Here is an 18,514-nt window from a genome sequence, read left to right as displayed (position 1 = left end):
TTTTCGAGCAGGTCTGAAATCTCAGTCATCGTTACGCCCTTTTGGAACATGTGGATGACAAAGGACTCCAGGGTGTCATTGGAACTCTTATAAGGAGCCACGGTCTGCTGTTTAAACTCACCGTTACGATCCCTTGGGATGCTAAGGCACAGATCCCCGTATTCGGTATGAATCGTACGGGAGTATGCTCCATTGCGAGAGTTCCCTGAATTGACTCCGGCACGATCGTACTTTTCGTAATCCAGAAAGGCCGTTAACTCCGTTTGAAGCAGGTGGTTCATGGCTTTTTCCAAGTGATCACGGAAAACCTGAGTAACATCCTGTTTGGTGACTAGAGCTTGGACTAAATCTGTTGTAAAATGATTCATAGGGAAGACCTCTTTTCTGTGAATGGTGTGTGGTAACTTCATTCAACACGAATCAGCCATGGGCCATTTTTTATTCTCTTAGCAGCTGTCGCACTTCATATTACAATCCGTCTTTAAAAATAAGCGCTGATTCTAGCTTTCCACGATCTTCTCCCGAATGGCGAATACATGCCATAATACAATATTTTACATGGGAATATCTATTGTAAAACTTTGAATTTTTCGTCCATCATTAAACTCCCATAGTACGATTTAGTTCACTACTGATTGCTCGCTTATCACAGGATTTCACTAAAGTGTTAAACGTGGCTGTGTCAAGGGCGAAGGATAGTTTTTCGTAATATTAGGTCAACCAGAAACATGTGGGAAGCATAAGCGCCTTATTATGTGTAGACGGCATATTATAGGGAGGACATCTCTTCTTTATGGTCAGTGGAAGTTTGAAGCTATTACAATTTTTCCATAAAAATCCAGACAAATTTTAATGACCAAGCGGCTTTTTCACACACGTCTCACGCAGACTGCCGATCAGCTTTTTAAGGCGTTTACGGTCGGGACTATCGCGGTTAATTCAGAAGAATTTGCCAATATGGAAACTGTTAATTGACAAGCTCATTTTTATTGTCTATATTATGGTTAATCTTATACACGGTATACGTCGAAGGAATTAGTAGCAAGCTGTCACTGTTAATCAGAAAACTAGGGGATGATGCGACCTAGTACAAACAGTCTTGTGAATTACACTCTGGAGTATCTTAGGTAACACTAAGCGAACTGGCAATCGATATCATTGCTAAGAGTGGTATGAATAGTGACTGCAGCACTATTTATGCAATTTGGGTGGTAACACGGTTAATTAATCGTCCCTATGTCTAGTTGACATAGGGACGATTTTTTTTATGGACTGACGTTGCCTTACGTATAAGAGATTAACCATATTTTAAAACCAAAGGAGCTGGGTGACCATGAATAACATGAACATTATAGATGAGCTGGAATGGCGCGACGCGATTAACCAACAGACAGATGCAGAAGGATTACGCGAATTAGTTAGTGAGAAAAAGATCGCCTTATACTGCGGTGTAGATCCAACGGGTGACAGCATGCATATCGGACATTTAATTCCGTTCATGATGATGAAACGTTTTCAATTATTTGGACATCATCCCGTTATCTTAATTGGTGGAGCAACAGGTACAATCGGTGATCCAAGTGGACGTCAAACAGAACGTCAACTACAAACATTAGAACAAGTGCAAGATAATGTTAACGCGCTAACAGTACAAATGAAAAAGTTATTTGAAACAGACAGCGACAATAAACTGGCAATGGTAAACAATTTTGACTGGACTCATAAAATAAACATCATCGATTTCTTACGTGATTATGGCAAAAACTTTAGCGTCAATGCGATGCTGGCCAAAGATATTGTTGCAAGTCGTCTAGATAGTGGGATTTCATTTACCGAATTCTCATACCAAATTCTTCAGTCAATGGACTTTCATCATTTGTTTAAAGAAGAAAATGTTCAATTACAAATTGGTGGAGCCGATCAATGGGGTAACATTACAAGTGGCCTAGACTTGATTCGTAAAAAAGAAGGTCCAAATGCGAAGGCGTTCGGGTTAACAATTCCATTAATGCTAAAAGCGGATGGTACAAAATTTGGTAAAACAGCAGGCGGGGCTATCTGGCTAGATCCTAAGAAAACAACACCGTTTGAATTCTTCCAATTCTGGGTGAATACAGATGATCGTGATGTTATTAGATACCTGAAATTCTTCACATTCTTAACTAAAGATGTGATTGGTGAATTAGAGAATAAAGTTAAAACAGAACCTGGTAAACGTGAAGCACAACGAGTACTTGCTGGAGAGATGACAAGATTCGTTCACAGTGAAGAAGCTTTAGTACAAGCAATTAAAATTTCGGAAGCCTTATTCAGTGGAGATATTAAATCATTAACAACAGATGAAATTGAGCAAGGATTTAAAGAAATGCCTACTTTCCAAGCTACAAAAGAAATTAAGAATATTGTGGATTGGTTAGTGGATGTAGGTATTGAACCTTCTAAGCGTCAGGCAAGAGAAGATATTGTAAATGGAGCTATTTCCATGAATGGTGAACGAGTGGATGATGTAAACATGGATGTGACCATGGACAAAACATTTGATGGTCGGTTTATCATTATTCGTAAAGGTAAAAAGAGCTACAGCCTTGTGAAATTAGGGGAATAGCATATCGTAGCTATTTTCATGGGGGAGGTGGGAATAACCATTGCTGGTATCATGGAAGAGATCGCTACAATTAGCATATTATAATCATTACTTGATAACACAGGTTAATAAAGAGAAACCTGTCAACTGGTTGATAGTCGAGCTTGGTTTAGATAATGTAACGGAAGAGAATATCAATAAAGAGTTAGATCATATATTAATTGGATTTAATCGTTTGTTTAAGTATAAGAGTATAGCGCAAGCTTCACTTGGTTATTTTAGAATGTTAGATATCGTGAAATCAGGTGACCTATATTATCCTAGAATCTATGTCTTACTTCCAATGATCAAAAGTTATTTTCAAGGTAGATATTATATCAAGCATGATAACTGGGTCTCCTTGTGGAGTAAGGCATTGAATAGGGAAAATAACTTATTTGTGAAGATGAAAGTAGTTAGTTCTAAAAAGGATGATCATCGTATTGTTCTTAAAATGGAACAGGGTTTATCTATCCTTCATGATATAGAAAATACTAAGATTCCTGTTAACTTTAACCCACAACTTGAATCACGAAGATTAATAGGATACAGCAAATTATTAAAAGATGTAATGGATCAAATAGAATCGGATCAAGCCTTTGATCTAGACATGGATCGATTCGATGTAAAAGATTCAATTGCCAATTGTGCATTTGAGAATATGTTAGAATGGCACCCAGGCTTTAGATTTAAAGAGAACAACCCCTTTTCCAATTTAAAATAATAAAGAAGGGAGAACATCATAACTGATGATCTTTCTATAGCGAAGAGTGACGCAAGAGGTCACTCTTCTTTTTGTGTATTCTTTCAAGCAGTAAGAAACTAATTATTCCATATAATCTTCTACTAAAACAAAATTGTAAAAAATATGTATAAAAGATGTATAAAAGATGTATAAAAACAACATTTATACAAAACCAATTAATCCACTATTCTTTTATGATTTAAATTATAAAAGCATAAAACCATTAATGAATTTATCCATAAGTCAATAAAAGCTTTAATTCGTTAAATAATAAGTTTTTCAGAAACCTAAAAATAAGTTGTTAAATCAACGTTAATTAACTAATTGACAAAACAATAAAGAAGGCGTAATCTTGAGCCTGTAAGTTAATCGATTAACGTTGAACATAAATTTAGGATTAAGAAAGGCAGCTTTTTGACAATGGGATTGTTGCATATTATGCATAAAATATCCCTTCATAGTTTGTTTTTCAATACTTCCAATATTGAAGAAACTGACCATTTGGAAATTGAAAAAGAAGAAAGAAGGATGTAATCATGGCCAGTTCAAAAAAATTAACCCTTTTCGGATTGATTGGTATTACGATGGCGTTCTTTGGTACGGTACGTAGCGTACCATCGCTTGCTGTTACAGGTTGGACTCAAATCTTCTATATGCTTGTTGCAGCAATATTATTTGCACTTCCTATTGCATTGATGTCAGCTGAACTTTCAACAGGGTTTCAAGAAGATGGTGGACCTCAAGTTTGGGTGAAAAAAGCAATGGGAGAAAAATGGGGATTTGTTACCTCGTGGTTATTATGGGTTCAAATGTTCTTCGGAATGGTAATGGTTGCTTCCACAGTAGGTATTTTACTCGGATATGTCATTAACAAACCAGATCTTTCTTCCAATAATATCTTTATATTTGTGATTATTCTAATCTCCTATTGGGGAGTAACCTTATTAAATCTCAAATTTGATATGGTTAAAATCGCCGGTAATTGGGGAGCAGTGATTGGTGTTTATATTCCATTTGGTTTCCTAATCATATTAGGTCTTATCTATATGATGAAACACGGGATTCAACCAGATAACTATTTAGGCCATTTTAAAGCAAGCGATTTAGTTCCGAATTTCAAAGATTTAGGTACTGTTGCTTATTTATCAGCAATTATCTTTATTTTCGCAGGGGTTGAAATTTCATCCGTACATGCGAACAATATTGAGAATCCAAAGCGCAACTATCCAATTGCTGTAATTTCTTCGGTTATTGCACTTGTAATTCTTAACCTTATTGCTGGGTTGACCGTATCTAATGCTGTTCCACAAGGGAAAATGGAACTTGCTAATATTACACAACCCTTTGTTATTTTCTGCAACGATTTAGGAGTTCCAGCTATATTTGTTAATATCGTCTCAGCTATGATCTTGATTGGTGTATTAGTGCAGTTAAGTGCATGGGTTCTTGGACCGAGCAAGTCAATGATTAAAGTTGCTGATGAAGGGAATTTGCCTAAGTTATTCCAAAAGAGAACAAAAAAGGATATTCCAATTACTTTTGTTATGATCCAAGCAATTGTTATTTCATTAGTTTCATTTCTTTACGTAGTTGTTCCAGATGTTAATAGTGCATTCTTAATTATTACCATCACAACAACTATTTTATACTGTATTGTTTATTTGTTAATTGCGATCTCAGCTATTCGTTTACGCTACAAAATGCCTGAACTGAATAGACCTTTTAGATTGGGTAACAAAGGGAATGGATTAATGTGGTTTGTCTCACTTCTTTCTATATTAAGTGTTATTATCACGATTATTGTGAGTATCATTCCACCATCTATTCTTAAACCAAGCCAATACACAGGATATATGATCTATCAAGTCGCAGCTACACTTGTAATGATTGCGGTCGCTCTTATTATTTACAAGCTTAAAAAGCCAGAATGGAAAAAAAATGATTTAGCTGATTAGTTGTGAGAAATAAGTTTGTGAAATTAAGTACTTTGAACCGGAGGAAAATAAAATGAATTATCCATTACCAGACATCAACTTGAAAGCATTATTCTTAGGCGGTAAAGGTGAAAATGTCGATATTTTTAAAGAATCCTTAAATAAAATCATAGATGAACATGTGGGCTGGCGTCAAAACTATATGCCACAGGATATGCCTGTTATTACCCCTCAAGATAAAAGCTCACAAAGCTTTCAAGAAACGGCTGATTATGTACGTAGTGTGTTTAATGAATTATCTTCTAAGCTTCGTACAGAATCGTTGCCTTGGCACTCGGCAGGTCGTTTCTGGGGTCATATGAATTCCGAAACTTTAATGCCGTCGATTATTGCTTATACAGCTGCAATGTTATGGAATGGTAATAATGTAGCTTATGAATCATCTCCAGGTACTTCCCAAATGGAAGAAGAATGTGGACATGAATTTGCTAAACTGATGAACTATAAAGCAGGGGAAAGCTGGGGACATATATGTGCCGATGGTTCCATCGCGAACTTAGAAGGTCTATGGTATTCAAGAAACATTAAGTCTCTTCCTCTTGCAATTAAGGAAGTAGCTCCTGAATTTGTAGAGGGTAAATCAGAGTGGGAATTACTGAATATGTCTACAGAATCAATTCTTGATATTCTAGATCAAGCTTCTGAGAAAATGGATGAAATCAAAGCTCACTCTGCACGTAGTGGGAAAAATCTTAGCAAATTAGGTAAATGGTTAATTCCACAAACAAAGCATTACTCTTGGTTAAAAGCTGCTGACATTATTGGTATTGGACTTGATAGTGTAGAAGCTATCGATGTTGATAATGAATATCGTATGGACATTGTTAAATTAGAAGCTAGGATCCGTGAACTCGCTGCACAAAACATTCCAATTCTTGGTGTAGTCGGTGTAATTGGTACAACTGAAGAAGGACAAGTTGACCGTATCGACAAAATCGTAGAACTTCGTGAAAAATTGGCTAAAGAAGGAATTTACTTCTATATCCACGTGGATGCTGCTTATGGTGGATATGCACGGGCTATCTTCTTAGACGAAAATGATCAGTTTATTGATTTCGATAAAATTGATGAAGTTTATGCTAAATATAATATTTTCACAGAGAATAATGCATGGTTAACTGAAGACATTTATAATTCCTTTAAAGCTATGAGTCAAGCGGAAACAATTACAATTGATCCGCACAAAATGGGTTATATTCCTTACTCTGCTGGTGCAATTGTTATTAAAGATATTAGAATGCGTGAAGCGATCTCTTACTTCGCAACATATGTATTCGAAAAAGGTGCAGATATCCCGGCATTACTAGGTGCTTATATTCTTGAAGGTTCCAAAGCAGGTGCAACTGCAGCAGCAGTATGGACAGCTCATAAAGTATTACCATTAAACGTAACTGGTTATGGTAAATTGATTGGTGCAAGTATTGAAGGAGCTTATCGCTTCTATGAATTCTTGAAAAACAAACAATTTAAAGTTGGCGATAAAACAATTACTATTTACCCACTAACAAAACCTGACTTTAACATGGTTGATTATGTATTTAATGAAGAAGGTAATACTGATTTGGCAAAAATGAATAAACTAAATCATGATTTCTTTGATTATGCATCCTATGTTAAAGGTGGATTATACAACAACAAATTCATTACTTCTCATACAGATTTTGCTGTACCTGATTATGGTAACAGTCCAATGGCATTTGTTCAAAGCCTGGGATTTAGCGAAGCTGAATGGAATCGTGAAGCTAAAGTAACGGTCTTACGTGCTTGTGCATTATCGCCATATGCTCATAATAAAGAAGTATTCGCAGAGTATGCTGAAAAGATTGAAAAGGCGATTCAAGAAAAACTTGAAGCTATTTATTTGCACGAACAACAGTAATTAAATTGAGTAGCTGGGATGCGTAACTTTATTAAAAGGTTTGCGCATCTCTTCTATTTTTTAACTTTGAAGACTTTTTGGGAGTGAAAAAAATGACTATAAAAAAAGTATTATCAATTGCCGGTTCTGATTCCAGTGGCGGGGCAGGCCTTCAAGCAGATTTGGAAACATTTGAAGAATATGGAACTTTTGGTCTGACTGCCATCACTGCCATTGTCACAATGGACCCGGATAATAAATGGAGTCATCATGTAGAACCTATTGACTCTGAACTTGTGAAAGCTCAATTAAAAACTGTTTTCTCTGGTAAGCCCGTAGATGCCATGAAAACAGGCATGCTTGGATCTATCGATACAATTCAGATTGTACGTAATTCCATCGACATACATCAAATAAAAAATGTAGTGATTGACCCAGTTATGGTATGTAAAGGTGAAAATGAACAATTACAACCTGAAAATGGACGGGCCATTCGCGATCTACTTGTACCAAAGGCAACAATAGTAACGCCAAATTTATTTGAAGCATGCTAATTATCTGGCATGAGAAAGTTAAGCACAGTTGCTGACATGAAAGAAGCTGCTTATAAAATTATCGAGCTTGGAACAAAATATGTTGTAATTAAAGGAGGGAAATCTCTAGAAGATCATAAAGCGATCGATCTTCTTTATGATGGTTCAGAGTTTACACTATTTGAATTAGCTAAAATAAATACGAATTATAATCACGGAGCTGGATGTACATTTGCTGCAGCTATTACAGCAGGACTTGCTAAAGGGTTATCCGTAAAATCAGCAGTAGAAAAAGCAAAAGTTTTTACTACTGAAAGTATCAAGTATGGTTTTGCTTTTAATAGATTCGTTGGACCTGTTTGGTATGGAGCCTATAATAAAGCGAATCAATGCTTGAATATTTAAAATACTGTTAAAGATTCAAAATTGTTTATGTCTTAATATTTGTCTTAACTTGACTACACTTCATTTAGATGGTCATGAATATAAGGAGTGTCATTATGAAAAAAAGTGTAACTATAAAAGAAGGCATATTTCTTTTAGCTGTAATTTTAGCGATTATAGGAATTTGTATTATTGGCTTAAGTTTGCCTCCTCAAATTCCTATTTTATTTTCAATTGGTATTATTATATTATTTGCAGTGGTTAAAGGTTTTTCGTGGGATGTTATTCACAATGGAATAACAAACGGAATTCAACCTGGCATCATTCCTATCCTTATATTTATGCTAATAGGGGCCTTAATTAGTGTCTGGATAGCAGCAGGGACAATTCCAACGATCATGGTTTATGGATTCTCGATTTTATCCGCACCATTTTTTTTACCCTCCGTTTTTATTATTTGCGCGATCTTAGGAGTAACCGTTGGTAGCTCATTGACAACGATTTCAACTGTTGGTATTGCCCTCTTCGGGATGGGACAAATCATGGGATTTAATCCAGCAATCACTGCTGGTGCAATTATTTCAGGTGCCTTCTTGGGTAACGACATTTCCCCTTTATCAGATACAACCAACCTTTCTTCTGCCATTGCTGAAGTAGATATGTTTGATCATATTCGCAACATGATGTGGGTTACTATTCCTTCGATCATTGTTTCAATTATTTTTTTCGGATTGATGGGTCACCCTAGCGGTATCTCAACTGGAAATAATATTGATGAGTTAGTTAATACAATACGCACTGCATTTCCTAATTCAATTATCACATTAATTCCAGTATTGGTATTGTTCTTGTGTGCTTGGAGAAAAATACCTGCAATTCCTACTCTGTTATTAAGCATTGTCACTGCAATTGGTGTCTGTTATATTTATGCTCCAAATACTAGTTTTACTTCAATAGCCAATATTATGCAAAATGGATTTATTTCAAAAACAGGTGTGGCAAGTGTGGATGTACTACTTACTAGAGGCGGCATTCAAAGTATGATGTGGTCGGTTTCACTTATTCTTCTTGCTTTAGCGCTTGGAGGATTACTCGTGGAGTTAAAAATTATTGAGACGATTATTTCAAAAATTCTAAGATATGCTAGTACAAGAGGTAAATTAACCTTAATGACTGCTTTAAGTTCCATAGGAGTAAATATCCTTCTCGGCGAAGCTTATTTGTCAATTATTTTACCTGGTAAAGCTTTTAAATCCCAATATGATAAAATTAACTCGAATCCCACAAATCTTTCAGCAATTTTGGCCAATGCAGGAGCAGCTGTCAATGCGCTTGTTCCATGGGGAGTTAGTGGTGTATTTATTATGGGTACATTAGGTGTTAGTACATTGGATTATTTTCCATTTGCTATCTATTGTATCGCCGCCCCCGTTATTAATATTCTGATTGGATTTATGGGTGGTAAAAAAACAGCTAAAGCGACTTCTAAATAATTTTATATGTCCTGCATACCAGAGAAAATATAAAATATTTGTAGATTACTTGAAAAAATTACATGAATGCTTATTAAAGAGAGAATATCTCGAAAGAGCAACATTTAAAAACGAAGTGTGATAATATGAAATTGGAGGTTGATACATGATAATAGATAAACTACGTAGCCAAGACCTTGATGGATTATTTGAGATGATTTTAATGCTTGAAAACATAGAAGAGTGTTATTTATTTTTTGATGACTTATGTACATTAAATGAAATTAGAACGATACTTCAGAGATATCAGGTAGCCAAAATGCTATATAATAATAATACTTACAGAGAAATCGAAGTAGAGACAGGTGCAGGATCAGCAACTATCTCACGGACGAAGCGATCCCTAAATGACGGAAATGATATGTATAATGTTCTCTTTAACCGTCTGAAGAAGGAAAATAATACTTCCTCGCTGCAGTGAAATGTTTCGGGATTGAGCCATCTGGGTACGGGGTGTTCACGATCAACCGCTCGCGAACTTGGTCCAGAATGGTACAGCCTAATTTGAAGGATGGATATCTCAGTTACTGCAGTGTATGTATGAACTGTACCCGAAAGATGGACACATTGGAAAAGTGACCTCTCTCGGGTGTTTTTGCATTTATAATTAGCCGATTGGAAGATAGCTAGTGATTACGCAAACGCATCGTTAAATTAAGGTCATCTAACAAATCTTTCATATACATAGATTTATTCTTGATAATTGATGTATATTCCTGTAATTCTTGGGCTGTTAAATCTGTGGCACTGTCGTTTATAAATTCTGCATAACCTTGATTAGAGGCAAGTGGTGTTTTCATGTCATGCGAAACATTGCTAATCCATTCCTCACGCATTTGGTCGAGACGCTTACGTTCCTCTTCATGTCGATCGAGCTTTTCAGATAGTTCATTCATATTACGAAAAACATCTTCATAAACGCCTTTGGGAGTAGGCATTTTCTTAAAACGTCGTTCCCTAAGCTGTTGGAGAGAAAAGCATTAACATCTTTAAAAATTTTAGTGTAGTCATAGGTCATTACGTAGCGGCTCTTTACTTATGATCTGATTGGGGTGATGCATAAAACAGCTCATTAAACCGACTTCTTTGGCGGTAAGCACAAGGGCTCCTCCATTCTTTTTTAATTCTGTCTCATTGGCGCTAAGCTCAAAGGGGCCAACTTGCAAACTTTTCGGAACCTTTTTTCCTCTGTAAAGCCAGCCCTTCTCAGTTGTGCCTTTACCCGATAAGCGACTTCTTTCGGACTGAACGGTTTAGTAATATAATCATCGCCACCTATCGCCAATCCTAAAAGCTTATTTATTTCCTCATCCTTTGCAGACATAAATAAGATCGGCGCATTTGATGTTTCTCGAATTTTCCTGCATAAATCATATCCTTCTCCATCGGGCAGCATAATATCTAGCAATATAAGCTCAGGATTATACTCCTGAAACTTGTCCCAACCCTCTGCAACTGTCCCGGCAGTTACAACGTCTGCAATACCTTCTTTATGCAAAACTGTCTTCATCAGACGTGCTAAATCATCTTCATCGTCAATGATTAAAACCCATTTATGACTTGCCATTTGTTTCCCTCCATAACACTCTTTATCTACATTATAAAGTACTTTATTTCTTTTGCGAAAAATTCACGGTTCATACCCATGAAGCCGCTGAACACTTTTCAAGTATTGGAATAAACCCCTGGTTTATTCGATGAATCAGAAGGATGATTCCAAGTGTAAGTCCCAGATACAGTGTGCAACAAGAAGAACTGCTGATAGAAACTTAATAAGTTTGGTGAAGGAGCGTTTTTAAGCGATTTTTAAAAAGATTTCAATAATATTGATGATCGGCCTAAGCTAAACAACAAACAAACCGGGCGAGGTACCCGTAAACTATAATCAATTTGCCTGATGATTAGATTAATACGAATATTCCCAATCATATATTCACTTACGTATTAATCGGATAAGGGATGTCCTGTGGGATTTCGTTAAAAGGGATATGATGCATCCGCGGGTCTGTGTACCGTTCCCTGTATGCTGTTGCATTCATCCCTTTAATCCGGGAGAAACAGCGGGAGAAATACAGCGCATCCCCAAATCCGACGGCAGTTGCGACTTCCTGGATCGTGAAAAATTCCGTCGTGAGCAGCAGGCAGGCTCGCTCCATTCTACGAATCAGCAGCTCTCTGGTGGGACTATTGCCGAGGTGCTTCGTACACATCCGGGCGAGATGCTCGTGGGACCATCCGACATGAGCTGCTGTATCAGGGATACTGATTTGCCGTTCTAAATTCTGATCCATATATTGAAGGGCTTTGCGAAGCTCGCTGGGGAACTTATATTCGCAGGCTGCCACGGATTCCCCGATTCACAGCCATCACCTCTTCCCTCATGATAATATCAAATTAGTCCATAAAAAATAAGGATCTGTTTATAGTCGTGTAAGGGCTGAAAATATACAATTGTGTTGAGGGGACAACAATACTGGTATTTTCGGAGGAGTGGAAACGCTAACAAGCTGATAAATTCATCGTAGTTTTCAACGAGCTAGGGGCAGATGACAATCCGAATGTCAAATTGGAGTGACAATGTTGTACGAAATAGCGCTTTTGCCACCAGAAGATCGAACGAGAGAGCATACTTTGAAATCAGGTGAGCAGAAAACAGTGGATGAAAATGACTGTTCGTGAGCTGCTTGTATGATTCAATCTTGAGACAAATTGTATTAGGGTCCAGGTGTGTAAGCATGATAGAGTGTGTAATTATTGTTATTGATAATATCAAAACAACAATTATAACACTTCCACTCCGCGATTCTTGTTACGATTCACGATACGTGTTTGCTGTGCGTGAAAGTATAGATAAATAATGGATTTTGCGAATTTTAGTTTTTACAATTTAATTAATAAAAATTAAATAATTCCTTGATGTATCAAGCTTTTTTGAACATTTTTCTCCGATAACTACGATTGAAACCACGATGCAAAGCAATTCTTTATAAATCCCTTTATTTATCTATTCTTTTGCTATTTTTCGATGCAGCACGATGTAAATATATTCTCAGACAATTTTGAACAACTATGACCCAAAAAGCTATATGTAATAAGGAGTTTATGAACATATGATCAATTTTAACGATTGAGCTTCGATAAGGGTGTCGATACGGGTTATCTCTATAGTGTCACCAAAGTTGGCGATGTCCCTATAATGGTTGACACAGCGTCAACATAATACATTCACCATTAATTACTATCTTATCAGAATATTACGTTAAAACTACATGATAATAAATGTGTTGAAAATAAATGATCAATTTGACTTTGATAGAATTACTGGATATAATTTCAATATATTGATAGGTAATTTTATATAATAAAGTGAAATTGTATCCATTTTTAATGGATCTATTCAACTAGTGGGTAGATTTTCCTTTGATTTGCTATAATCTGCTTTTGTCTTTGCCAGCCTTGTTAGTCACTTTTTTTGTGAACATTCATGCAAAAAAGTTTCTATAAATTAATTAATTTTTAATATATGTATATCTTTAAAAAATTGATTGTTATTGGACGGTTACTCTGCCGGACATAAACAATGTATTCGCAATTGCTACTTCTTATTTAGAAGGTGATTGCGTAAGCTCGTATTTCTATTTGTCTTATGGAGCTAACTAATTAAATTTTTCACATACATAATCTCTCCAAAAAAATAGACATACGAGACTCTGACTCATATGGAGGGACAAAAAATGAAGTATGGATAAACATGTCGACAAACTTTGAACAAGTATTCTTTTATATCAATTAAATCCCATTTGGAGGTATATTCATGAAAAAAGTTCTTAGTTTAGCTTTTTCCGCTAGCCTTGCTCTAAGTATCCTTCTTCTTCCCAGTGCAAACATTTATGCCGCCGATGAAACATCACCTTCCTTCAGTGTTAATGACAATTCTTATCAGAAAATGAAAGCTGCTGGAATGACTGATAATGATATTGAGTTACTCCGTAAGCACAATGAAAATGATATTCGTATCATAAAAAGCGGGGAATTGGAAGAGAAGGCATTGAATGACCAAAAAACTAGCCAATCGCCCATCCCTGATAGCTTGGAGAGTCCTAGGTTAGCAGCATCAAGTTTAGGAACAGTTGGAGATATTTTGGTTGCCTATAACGCAGGTTCGTGGGGAATTGATTTCGGATATCCAGGTCATGCTGCTATTGTTTCCTTAATAAGTGGTAAAACGGTAGAATCCTTCCCAGATGATGGAGTTCAATATCACACAAATGATTGGAGAAGTCGCTCAAATGTTTATGGAATGAGCGTTAAAGGGGCTTCGGGTTCACAATATAGGGGAGCTGCAAAATATGCAGCTAATCAAATTGGAAAACGCTATAACTGGAATTTTGTTGATCCATGGAGAGAAGATAAATTTTATTGTTCACAGTTGGTATAGAAGGCTTGGAAAACTCAAGGGATTGATGTTGATTATATAACAAAAGATCCAGTTGTTACCCCAATGGAAATAGCTAAATCTAGTAATACTTCAATATACTACAGCAACTAACAAACCTAATCACTCACAGGAAATAAATATTTTTTTCCTGTGAGTGATTTCACTAAGGGGGACATTATGCTCTTCAAAAAAAGAATAAAAATTATTTTTGCAACTTTATTTTTACTTGGATTAGCAGCCATTTCAACGTTTTGGTTTACTGCAACACATCACTCATTGAAAAATAAAACAAACTCCGAGACATTTACTGTTGTTTATTCTAATGCAATGGATGACGGTGCAGAAATTGTGAAGTACAGCAATAAAGGCAAAATTTTAGACAAAAAAACTTAGTTAATGCACAGTCACTTTATTATTTTGCCAAAGTAAAGAATGACTATTATTTAATGTCTGAACGAAAAAATAGACATTACATACTTAATCAAAATGGAATTTTCCAACCATTTTTTGGGCCTAATAAGTATGGAAAAGATAGAAATATCGGAACTTCATTTTTAAAAGAAAGCGACAATCATCTATTTTTCTCCATGAACGTGGGTATTAATCCGAGTTATTCTCCCACACAGTACATCAATGAATTGGTTTATTTCGATAAAGAAAATTTGAAATATAGAAATATCCTTTTGAGTGGATATTTATTATCGACCGTTGAATACAATAATATGGCATACACTTTATATGTGAACAATAATGATAATTCTGTAGGTATTTATGTCATTGATTTAAAAACATCAAAGAAGATCAAACAATTCACTATAGAAAATCGTTTGCAAGGTTTAAAAGAATACTTTCCGATAGGCCAAAATGGAGCATCACTACAAATATTTAAAGGTAAGCTTATAGTATTTCTTGATGGCAATACATCTGATACACAATTTCATCCTATAATGCAGATAATTGACCCTAAAAATGGTAAGTTAGAAAGTGAAACATCATTGTCAGATACTTCATTTTTGTTTTATGACAGCCAAATTTACAACGATAAATTATATATTCTCTCTGAAGACTTAAATTTTACTATTTTCAATGACCTTAACAAAAATCCTAAAAAGTTGAGATTAAAACAAAGCAATTCCGTCTCCGAAAAAATACAAAATGAGAAAGGAGTAATATCTGGAGTACACTATCTTGCAGGATCTGTTTTTGTCCTATATGATTATGTCAAAAATTCTCCTGCTGATAGAATAAGGGAAATAAGAGAATATGACTTATTGACAGGCAAAGAATTACATGTCATTCCTCTAGCATTTAAATCAAACAAGGAAATGATTCGTTTTTTTCTGACTAAATAACTTTAAGGAGTGATTATTATGATTTATTGGTTATTTCCAAAACTTAATCCCCTCCTCCCTACTTTTTTACTTTGCCCCATTCTGGCAATCTTGATCGGAGTATGTTTCGCCTATTTCAAAGGAAACATCTACTTAGGATTAATTCTAGCCTTGTTACTGCCTCTTATATTTATTGCCACCAATTTAGAAACCATTGCAGTTAATATAGATGCTTGGATTCTATATGGTTTTATCTACGCAATTATTACGTTTGTGGCTTATAAGATGGCGTTTTCACAGTTAGGAAAATCGAGTTAATTTTTTCACACTATTATCAATAGTCACCATAATCAACTTTTCGCACATTAACTTAGGTATAACAGGCAATGATGAATATCTCGCGTTCAATCCAGTGTATTTGCTGATTGGAAATCACTCTGATGCAAAATATATATCTGGAAACGGATATACAAAATAAATAATAATTAAAGGAGTTGCTATGAAAGTTAAACAAATAACATGGGTGTTGGCTGTTTTAACGGTGAGTGCTGTTGCATTCACTGGAATTATTACAAGTAATGTTAATGCTGATAGTGATACCCTCAGAAAATCGGAAAGTGTTACTTACGAGCCAGTTCCCGCAGATGTTATAGAACAACTTAATCATCCTGATAGGATTAAAACTAAGGATGGATTGTTTGTAAAAACAAAAACACTTCAGGCTGAGAATCCCTTTAGTCAAAATGAAGTGGTCTATGATGTTTCAGAGACTACAGATAAAACCAAAGTGATTGTTGCATATGACGCTACTTATATTAAGGAAGAAGGTATTGAGTAGTTAATAGGGAAAGGATCAGTTTGAAAAGGTATCTTTCTATATTAATTCGATAGCTAAATTTCTTTAGGACGACTATGGTCGCCCTTTTTATTCCTCTTCACAGTTGAAGAACAATTATAACACCGTGTCATAAAGTATACCTTTTGCAATAGTAGTCTAGCGTGTGTCATAAGTTGTTATGACACATGTCAAATAGTATATAAAATATTTCGAAACATTTCATAAATGTTGATATACATTTTGACATAGTTTTGCTATAATATAATCAATGACATAGCAAAGGATGATCTATATGAGTGAGATTAGACACTATGGTTACATAAGAGTATCGACTAAAGATCAGAACGAGGCTAGACAATTGGAAGCGATGAAAGACTTGGGTATCATGGAACGTGACTATTTCATTGATAAGCAAAGCGGCAAGAATTTTGACAGGCCACAATATCAGGCATTAAAGAGTGTGCTTAGACATGGAGACATATTGTTCATCAAGGAACTGGACAGACTTGGAAGGAATGCAGAAGAAATAAAACGTGAATGGCAAGATATAACGCATGAGATAGGCGCACAGATTGTTATTCTTGATATGCCTATCCTTGATACTAGACAATATCATAATGGCTTAGAGAAGGTTATATCCAGTATTGTGCTTGAACTACTCAGCTACATGGCTGAACGCGAACGTGAAAAGATCAACGGTAGACAGACTGAAGGCATAGCAGCAGCTAAGAACAATGGCGTTGTGTTTGGTCGTCCTAAACAGGCAATAAGCGAGGAGTTCATTACAGTGTATAAGGAATGGAAGGAAGGCGGCATAACAGCGGTTGAAGCAATGAAGCGTGTAGAAATGAAGCCTAACACGTTCTATCGTAGAGTTAAAGAATATGAACAGCAGCAACAAGTAGGATAAATTATATATGTGTACATTACGTACACGCTTACAGGCCTAGATGATTATGTCTAGGTTTCTTTTTTTAATATCTATATACTATCATTTAATTAAAGTAAGGGGGGATATTTTACACCCAAACGACACCTATTTTTTACAAATAATGCTGTAGCACATCCATCTCCACACTCAAGTTATATGAGCGAACGATTCAAGCATACGAGCAGTTTGGAAAATCGGAGTCGTCTCCGAATTTGGGGACTGTTAAAATATTCGAAATGTTGTATCTACCTGAATCTGTCGGCTCTATTGATACCGATACGGAAAATTTCCTACACGGGGGGGGGATGGTAAAAATTAAATTACCACTTAACTTCCATAAATATCCCCCTAGCACTTCCATTCCCCGACTCAGTCCAATTTTTAGCTCGATACCATCCCGAATATCGTGAAGGTTGCTTTATGCTATACATCGAATCTAAGTAAATTCATAGATAAATTACAAATGATTATGAACATAACTATTCAATCTGGTGACTTTGTATTAGATGAGTTGTATTCTGATTCTCCACAATAAATTATACATAAGAAAATGATGATACCTTTAACCATAAAATCATCGTAAACTATCCAAAAAGATATCTTAAGTACATATATGAAAGGTATATGATTTTATGCCAAAATATAGTACAATTATGAGCGATAAAAAAATAATTTTACTACCTGTTTCGCAATTACATAATTTTTTTAACTGTGCATCATATATCGAGCTACGTTGAAAGGGTGGTTTATTTATGGAAATGACACCTACGATTCGGGCAGAATTAGACAGATACTTAAAACAAGAGGGTTTGAACTTAGCACGATTCGGGAAAATTGCAGGCATGAATAGGGGGGCGGTAAGTGCCATTGTGTCAGGAAATAAGCCTATATCCATTAACCAACTTGACCAAATTACTGAGGCTATGGGCTTACCAGAAGGTCATTTTTACGACTTGTTTATAGAAAACTTCATCATCGACCATCCTCCAAATATGAGACGAATCGAGCCATTTTTGCATCGCTGTGTAGAATTGAACAAGTTGGATACGATCCGCAAAGTGGTAGGAGTCATTATGGACAATCCACTCTATTCGTCAAAACTATTCGAGATTGCGGAAACCTTATTCACACAGGGGCGACATGATGCTGTTCTGCTGCTCTATGAGAACGTAGCTGAAACGGAAAAGTATCAGCACTCTGAACGCCTAGCCATCTGCCACTATCGTATATTCAAGATTCAGATTGGAGATGATCAAAGACAAAATGTCAGGGCAGCAGCGATATTTGAAGCTTTTGTTGAGCGCCTA

The 18,514-nt window shown here is 35.8% G+C and carries 15 protein-coding genes, 3 pseudogenes and 1 other annotated feature; of the genes and pseudogenes, 14 read left to right on the top strand and 4 right to left on the bottom strand.

Annotated elements, in window-relative coordinates:
• Positions 1-368, bottom strand: a 368-nt coding sequence (locus tag JO375_RS20520; protein WP_229526200.1) for a transposase, incomplete at its 3' end; no start/stop codon positions are given.
• A 649-nt stretch (positions 369-1,017) separates the two neighbouring features.
• Positions 1,018-1,239: a binding site (T-box leader), on the top strand.
• Between the two features lie 103 nt (positions 1,240-1,342).
• Between JO375_RS20520 and tyrS the strand changes: the two genes are divergently transcribed.
• From tyrS to JO375_RS20485, 7 genes and pseudogenes are all read left to right on the top strand, one after another.
• Positions 1,343-2,605 carry a tyrosine--tRNA ligase gene (tyrS, locus tag JO375_RS20515; protein WP_229526889.1) on the top strand — a complete coding sequence of 421 codons (1,263 nt, stop codon included), beginning with the start codon at positions 1,343-1,345 and terminating at the stop codon, positions 2,603-2,605.
• Between the two features lie 40 nt (positions 2,606-2,645).
• Positions 2,646-3,347 (top strand): protein rep, encoded by a 702-nt coding sequence (locus JO375_RS20510; protein WP_267497786.1) that lies wholly within the window; start codon positions 2,646-2,648, stop codon positions 3,345-3,347.
• Positions 3,348-3,904: 557 nt separating this feature from the next.
• Positions 3,905-5,323: a tyrosine-tyramine antiporter gene (tyrP, locus tag JO375_RS20505; RefSeq protein ID WP_229526198.1), complete on the top strand. Its 1,419-nt coding sequence runs from the start codon at positions 3,905-3,907 to the stop codon at positions 5,321-5,323.
• 52 nt (positions 5,324-5,375) lie between these two features.
• On the top strand, positions 5,376-7,241 hold the full coding sequence (tdc, locus tag JO375_RS20500; RefSeq protein WP_229526197.1) for a tyrosine decarboxylase: 1,866 nt from the start codon (positions 5,376-5,378) through the stop codon (positions 7,239-7,241).
• Positions 7,242-7,333: 92 nt separating this feature from the next.
• Positions 7,334-8,158, top strand: a pseudogene (gene pdxK, locus JO375_RS20495) (pyridoxine/pyridoxal/pyridoxamine kinase).
• A 95-nt stretch (positions 8,159-8,253) separates the two neighbouring features.
• Positions 8,254-9,630 carry a Na+/H+ antiporter NhaC gene (gene nhaC, locus JO375_RS20490; RefSeq protein ID WP_229526196.1) on the top strand — a complete coding sequence of 459 codons (1,377 nt, stop codon included), beginning with the start codon at positions 8,254-8,256 and terminating at the stop codon, positions 9,628-9,630.
• 145 nt (positions 9,631-9,775) lie between these two features.
• On the top strand, positions 9,776-10,090 hold the full coding sequence (locus JO375_RS20485) for a YerC/YecD family TrpR-related protein (protein ID WP_229526195.1): 315 nt from the start codon (positions 9,776-9,778) through the stop codon (positions 10,088-10,090).
• A 205-nt stretch (positions 10,091-10,295) separates the two neighbouring features.
• Here the strand turns inward: JO375_RS20485 and JO375_RS20480 are convergent, their stop codons facing one another.
• The 3 genes and pseudogenes from JO375_RS20480 to JO375_RS20470 all read right to left on the bottom strand — a co-directional run bounded on the left by JO375_RS20480 (position 10,296) and on the right by JO375_RS20470 (position 11,960).
• Positions 10,296-10,565: a histidine kinase dimerization/phospho-acceptor domain-containing protein gene (locus tag JO375_RS20480; RefSeq protein ID WP_229526194.1), complete on the bottom strand. Its 270-nt coding sequence runs from the start codon at positions 10,563-10,565 to the stop codon at positions 10,296-10,298.
• Positions 10,566-10,691: 126 nt separating this feature from the next.
• A pseudogene (locus JO375_RS20475) lies at positions 10,692-11,236 on the bottom strand (response regulator transcription factor); the annotation flags it as partial.
• Between the two features lie 370 nt (positions 11,237-11,606).
• Positions 11,607-11,960 carry a helix-turn-helix domain-containing protein gene (locus tag JO375_RS20470; protein WP_229526193.1) on the bottom strand — a complete coding sequence of 118 codons (354 nt, stop codon included), beginning with the start codon at positions 11,958-11,960 and terminating at the stop codon, positions 11,607-11,609.
• Positions 11,961-13,483: 1,523 nt separating this feature from the next.
• Here JO375_RS20470 and JO375_RS20465 point away from each other — a divergent pair.
• The 7 genes and pseudogenes from JO375_RS20465 to JO375_RS20435 form a co-directional block, all read left to right on the top strand.
• Complete coding sequence (locus JO375_RS20465; protein ID WP_229526192.1) at positions 13,484-14,107, top strand: YiiX/YebB-like N1pC/P60 family cysteine hydrolase; 624 nt, start codon at positions 13,484-13,486, stop codon at positions 14,105-14,107.
• A gap of 177 nt (positions 14,108-14,284) precedes the next feature.
• Positions 14,285-14,500 (top strand): hypothetical protein, encoded by a 216-nt coding sequence (locus tag JO375_RS20460; protein ID WP_229526191.1) that lies wholly within the window; start codon positions 14,285-14,287, stop codon positions 14,498-14,500.
• 53 nt (positions 14,501-14,553) lie between these two features.
• Positions 14,554-15,459, top strand: coding sequence for a YncE family protein (locus JO375_RS20455; RefSeq protein WP_229526190.1), 906 nt, complete (start codon positions 14,554-14,556; stop codon positions 15,457-15,459).
• Between the two features lie 18 nt (positions 15,460-15,477).
• The gene (locus JO375_RS20450) at positions 15,478-15,756 is read left to right on the top strand and encodes a hypothetical protein (protein ID WP_040101742.1); all 279 of its coding nucleotides are present in this window, start codon (positions 15,478-15,480) and stop codon (positions 15,754-15,756) included.
• Positions 15,757-15,937: 181 nt separating this feature from the next.
• On the top strand, positions 15,938-16,276 hold the full coding sequence (locus JO375_RS20445; RefSeq protein WP_229526189.1) for a hypothetical protein: 339 nt from the start codon (positions 15,938-15,940) through the stop codon (positions 16,274-16,276).
• A 292-nt stretch (positions 16,277-16,568) separates the two neighbouring features.
• Positions 16,569-17,186, top strand: a complete 618-nt coding sequence (locus JO375_RS20440; RefSeq protein ID WP_229526188.1) for a recombinase family protein — start codon at positions 16,569-16,571, stop codon at positions 17,184-17,186.
• A gap of 773 nt (positions 17,187-17,959) precedes the next feature.
• Positions 17,960-18,514, top strand: a pseudogene (locus tag JO375_RS20435) (transcriptional regulator); the annotation flags it as partial.

Origin of the sequence: Paenibacillus farraposensis (assembly GCF_020736845.1) — a bacterium.
Lineage (GTDB): Bacteria > Bacillota > Bacilli > Paenibacillales > Paenibacillaceae > Paenibacillus > Paenibacillus farraposensis.
The sequence above is the reverse complement of the archived record's forward strand: the minus strand, read 5'-3'. Positions and strand labels throughout refer to the sequence as shown.